Genomic DNA, 5,139 nt, shown 5'->3' on the forward strand with positions numbered 1-5,139 from the left:
GATTCTTTCTAATGATAGTTTGGTCGCTTTTCATTATAGATGATATGGGACTTTTTTTCTACAACAAAATAGGCTCCATAATATCCATAGGGGATTTACCCACTACAAATATTATAGAGCCAGAAAAGAAGACTAAGTCTTTTCGATAAAACAATAAACAGCGAGATTGAAGCTCGCTGTTTATTTTATAATTAATCACCCAGTCCTAGACGATCAAAGATATCATCCACTCGTTTGGTGTAATAAACTGGGTTGAAGATTTCATCGATTTCTTCTTGTGTGAGACGTGATGTCACTTCTGGATCTGCTTCAAGAAGTGGTTTAAAGTCTACTTGGTTGTCCCAAGAGTAGGCTGTTTTTGGTTGCACCAAGTCATAGGCTTGCTCACGGGTCATGCCTTTTTCAATCAAGGTCAACATAGCGCGTTGGCTGAAAATCAAACCAAATGTCGAGTTCATGTTGCGGATCATGTTTTCTGGGAAGACTGTCAAGTTTTTGACGATATTTCCAAAACGGTTGAGCATGTAGTCAATCAAAATGGTCGTATCTGGTGTGATGATGCGCTCAGCTGATGAGTGAGAGATATCACGTTCGTGCCAGAGAGCCACGTTCTCATAGGCTGTCACCATGTGACCACGGATAACACGCGCAAGACCAGTCATATTTTCAGAACCGATAGGATTGCGTTTGTGAGGCATTGCTGAAGATCCTTTTTGCCCCTTAGCAAAGAATTCTTCCACTTCGCGTTGTTCTGATTTTTGCAAACCACGAATCTCAGTCGCCATACGCTCGATAGAAGTCGCGATGCTGGCAAGAACCGCAAAGTACTCAGCGTGAAGATCACGAGGAAGCACCTGTGTAGAGATTTCTTGAGCACGGATACCCAATTTGTCGCAGACGTATTGCTCTACGAATGGTGGGATGTTGGCAAAGTTCCCAACCGCACCAGAAATCTTACCAGCTTCCACTCCAGCAGCCGCATGCTCGAAACGCTCGATGTTGCGCTTCATTTCGCTATACCAAGTCGCCAATTTAAGACCAAAGGTTGTAGGCTCAGCGTGCACACCGTGGGTACGCCCCATCATGATGGTGAACTTGTGCTCCTTAGCCTTATCAGCGATGATGTTAGTAAAGTTTTCAAGGTCACGACGGATAATGTCGTTGGCCTGCTTGTAGAGGTAACCGTAAGCCGTATCCACCACGTCAGTTGATGTCAAGCCGTAATGGACCCACTTGCGCTCTTCGCCAAGCGTTTCAGAAACCGCACGCGTGAAAGCCACCACATCGTGGCGAGTCTCCTGCTCAATTTCCAAAATACAGTCGATGTCAAAGTCCGCTTTTTCGCGAATCAAAGCCACATCTTCCTTAGGGATTTCTCCCAACTCAGCCCATGCCTCGTCAGCCAAGATTTCCACCTCAAGCCAAGCACGGTATTTATTTTCTTCACTCCAAATGTTCGCCATCTCAGGGCGAGAGTAACGGTCGATCATATTGTTAATTTTTCCTTTCTTCGTAAGCTGTTGGGAATAAGTTATCTAGGTAAACCAAGATTTCTACTAAAACTCCTCTTTTCCAATAAACACAGATGGATAGTGTAGTAATTCATTGAGATCGGTATCCAATGGTAAATCATAAATTGCTAAATAGTTTTCAGGATATAGAGCAACTAGCTCTTCATATTTAGCCTTTACCTTTTCGTGATCGCTACTAGCATACAAAACTTCAACAACAGCTCCAGTCTTATCCTTTTCAACAAATGCATTTGCGATTATTTGAATCATATATTTCTCCTAAAAATCAATCCCTTCCCCAAATTCATCCACACTATCTGGTTCATCACTAAACAAAGTCACATGTCCCATCTTGCGGTTGTGCTTTGCTTCTATTTTACCATACATGTGGAGGTGGGCGCTTGGATTTTCTGCGACATATTTTTCAGCAACCTCGACGTGTTGGCCGAGAACATTGAGCATAACGGCTGGCGCATGCAGTTTGATAGCTGGCAATGGCAATCCCAGAACGCCTAGAATATGGGTATCAAACTGAGAGAAGTCACAGGCTTCGATTGAGTAGTGTCCTGAGTTGTGTGGGCGTGGCGCAATTTCGTTGACGATGATGTCATCAGCTGTCGCAAACATTTCCACGCAAAGGGTACCAGATAGGTTAAGCTGTTCAGCAATTCGCACTGCCATTGCTTTGGCTTTGGCTGCTAAACTTTCTGAAATTCGAGCAGGCACAATTGTTTTAGATAGGATGTTGTTACGGTGGATATTTTCCTGAACTGGGAAAACCGTCACGTCCTTGCCGTTACCAGACACGATGACAGAAATTTCAAGGTCAAAATTGACAAATTCTTCCAAAACGCAGTCTGCTGAGTCTGCTAGCGCATAGGCTTCTGCCAAGTCTGCTTCTGAACGAATAACCTTTTGACCATGCCCATCGTAGCCACCGGTTGCCGTCTTGAGGACATAGTTTTTTGACAGGTTAATGTCCGCCAAATCTTGGCTAGAAGTCACGATCTTGTAGGGTGCTACGGTGACTTGAGCCTTATTTGACAAAAAGTCCTTTTCAAAGATGCGATTTTGAGAAATACGGAGTAGGTCTGTTCCTTGAGGGAGTTGCCCATCCTTGATAACCGCATCCAAACCATCGGCATCGACATTCTCAAACTCATAGGTCAGAACATCGCAACGCTCAGCCAACTGGCGAAGCGCATCCACATCGTTATAAGGAGCCACGATAATTTCCGCCACGCGAGAGGCCGGGCAATCCGCCACAGGATCTAGCGCTATAACCTTGTGCCCCATGTAGATAGCAGAGATAGCCATCATCTGACCCAGCTGGCCGCCACCGATAATTCCGATTGTTTTAGATGAGCTCATTTGTCGACTCCTCTGCGATTTTTCCTTGTTCTTCTGCAAAATCTGCCAAAACTGTCGCAATAGCTTGGTCCTCTACTGAGAGGAGACGGAGGGCAAAGAGAGCCGCATTTGTCGCACCAGCTTCCCCGATAGCCATAGTCGCAACCGGTACGCCACCCGGCATTTGCACGATAGAGTAGAGTGAATCCACGCCACTAAGGGCACGCGATTTGACAGGCACCCCGATGACAGGAAGGGTTGTTTTCGCTGCGACCATACCTGGCAAATGGGCTGCGCCACCTGCACCTGCGATGATGACCTTGATGCCACGGCTACGAGCTTCTTCAGCATGTTTGAACATGAGGTCAGGTGTGCGGTGGGCAGAGACAACTTTCTTTTCGTAGGCTACACCGAAGCGGTCTAGGACTTCAGCGGTTTTTTGCATGGTTGCCCAGTCGGATTTTGAGCCCATGATAATGGAAATTACTGGTTTAGTCATAACTTTTCCTTTTCTTTCCTTTCTTTTTTCAATCACCTTAAGTTGTGAGGGACGGCAGCAGCCACCAAGGTGTCTCATGCCTAAATCGGAAGCCCAAGGTCTTCCAATTTCCCTGAACGATTGGATTATCCTCCAATCGTTCTTTCACAACGGCGGTGATTGTTCTATATTAGCTCGCTAATGCTCGCAAACCATACGACCATTATCGTGTTTGGCGACTTCGTCGCGTTATTCTTATACTTTTACTTTATAGCCTTGCTTCCGATATCTGTTCGGTAAAAGAGGCCTTCTGTGTTTTGTTGGGAGAGTTCTTGGTAGATGATGTCTTGGGATTCTTTCACAGTATCTGCTGTGGTGACGAGCATATAAACACGTCCACCGTTTGATAGCAGTGCTCTGCTATTTTCCGAAAACTTAGCCCCTGCATAGTAGGTGATGATGTCGCCTTCTGTCTTGGCTGGCAACTTGACACCTTTTTCATAGTCTAGCGGATAACCGTTGGATGCGACAACCACACCCAGAGTCACACCCTTATCGTTCCACGTAATGTTTGGCTCCTTGCCATCGAGAATATCCGTGATATTTTGCGCAAAGTCAGATGTTAAACGAGGCAGGATAATCTGAGTTTCAGGATCTCCAAAACGAGAGTTGAACTCAATGACTTTCGGTCCATCAGCTGTTAAGATAAGACCTGCGTAAAGAACACCAAGATAAGGACGACCTTCTTTGATCATGCCTTCAAGAACTGGCTTGATAATCGTGTCAACTGCTATATCAACCACACTCTGTGGCAAGTGAGGAACTGGCGCATAGGCACCCATACCACCTGTATTAGGTCCCTTATCGCCATCATAGGCACGTTTGTGGTCCTGAGCCGTTGGCATGATGTAGAACTTGTCGCCATTGACAAAGGCAAAGAGAGAGAACTCTTCCCCGTCAAGGAATTCCTCGATGACCACACGCGCACCAGAATCACCGAATTTATTGTCCAATAGCATCTCATGAGCGGCTTCGACCGCTTGCTCAACCGTCTCAGCAACGACGACACCTTTCCCAAGAGCTAATCCGTCTGCCTTGACTACGATAGGCGCACCCTGCTTTTCGATATAGGCCTTGGCTTCCTCGAAATCTGAGAATGTGCCATAGGCTGCTGTCGGAACGCCGTATTTGACCATAATTTCCTTGGCAAAATCCTTGGACCACTCCAACTCCGCTGCCAATCTTGTCGGACCAAAAGCCTTGAGCCCAGCTTTATTAAAATCATCCACAATCCCAGCCGCAAGGGCGTCATCTGGACCGATGAAGGGCCAAGCAATATCGTTGGCCTTTGCAAAGTCAATTAACTTATAATGTTCGGAAATAGAGATATTCACCAATTCCAGACCATCCAGAGTCATTCCGTCATTTCCAGGAGCCACAAAGACTTTTTCAACGTCTTTTGACTCAAACAACTTCTTAGCAATCGCATGTTCACGACCACCCGAACCGACAACTAACAGCTTCATTTCTCAACCTCGCATTTAACAAAAAATTGTTCGTTATTTTTTTACACTATAAATCTATTATATCATATTTGTTCGCGTATTTTGAGATAGGAGAGTGCTTTATTCAAAAAAGGCTCTATAATATTTGTAGTGGGTAAATCCCCTATAGATATTATGGAGCCTATTTTGTTGTAGAAAAAAAGTTCCATAATATCTATAATGAAAAGCAACAAAACAACTCATTAGAAAGATTCATATGGAACAATTACATTTTATCACAAAATTACTAGACATT

At 45.0% G+C, this 5,139-nt stretch carries 5 protein-coding genes and 1 pseudogene; all 6 read right to left on the minus strand.

Annotation, left to right across the window (positions count from 1 at the left end):
• Positions 1-191: 191 nt before the first annotated feature.
• The 6 genes and pseudogenes from purB to purD all read right to left on the minus strand — a co-directional run bounded on the left by purB (position 192) and on the right by purD (position 4,865).
• Positions 192-1,490 carry an adenylosuccinate lyase gene (gene purB, locus GEZ85_RS09735; protein WP_153210061.1) on the minus strand — a complete coding sequence of 433 codons (1,299 nt, stop codon included), beginning with the start codon at positions 1,488-1,490 and terminating at the stop codon, positions 192-194.
• A 66-nt stretch (positions 1,491-1,556) separates the two neighbouring features.
• Positions 1,557-1,781, minus strand: a complete 225-nt coding sequence (locus GEZ85_RS09740; protein WP_153210062.1) for a phosphoribosylaminoimidazole carboxylase — start codon at positions 1,779-1,781, stop codon at positions 1,557-1,559.
• Between the two features lie 9 nt (positions 1,782-1,790).
• Positions 1,791-2,882, minus strand: a complete 1,092-nt coding sequence (purK, locus tag GEZ85_RS09745; RefSeq protein ID WP_265586456.1) for a 5-(carboxyamino)imidazole ribonucleotide synthase — start codon at positions 2,880-2,882, stop codon at positions 1,791-1,793.
• Positions 2,869-3,360: a 5-(carboxyamino)imidazole ribonucleotide mutase gene (gene purE, locus GEZ85_RS09750; protein WP_153210063.1), complete on the minus strand. Its 492-nt coding sequence runs from the start codon at positions 3,358-3,360 to the stop codon at positions 2,869-2,871. Before purE ends, purK begins: the two co-directional genes overlap by 14 nt.
• A 32-nt stretch (positions 3,361-3,392) precedes the next feature.
• Positions 3,393-3,508 (minus strand): annotated as a pseudogene (locus tag GEZ85_RS10460) (phosphoribosylaminoimidazole carboxylase).
• Between the two features lie 94 nt (positions 3,509-3,602).
• On the minus strand, positions 3,603-4,865 hold the full coding sequence (gene purD / locus GEZ85_RS09755) for a phosphoribosylamine--glycine ligase (protein WP_153210064.1): 1,263 nt from the start codon (positions 4,863-4,865) through the stop codon (positions 3,603-3,605).
• Positions 4,866-5,139: the final 274 nt, after the last annotated feature.

Origin of the sequence: Streptococcus mitis (genome assembly GCF_009496205.1) — a bacterium.
In the GTDB taxonomy this organism is placed as follows: Bacteria; Bacillota; Bacilli; order Lactobacillales; family Streptococcaceae; genus Streptococcus; species Streptococcus mitis_BN.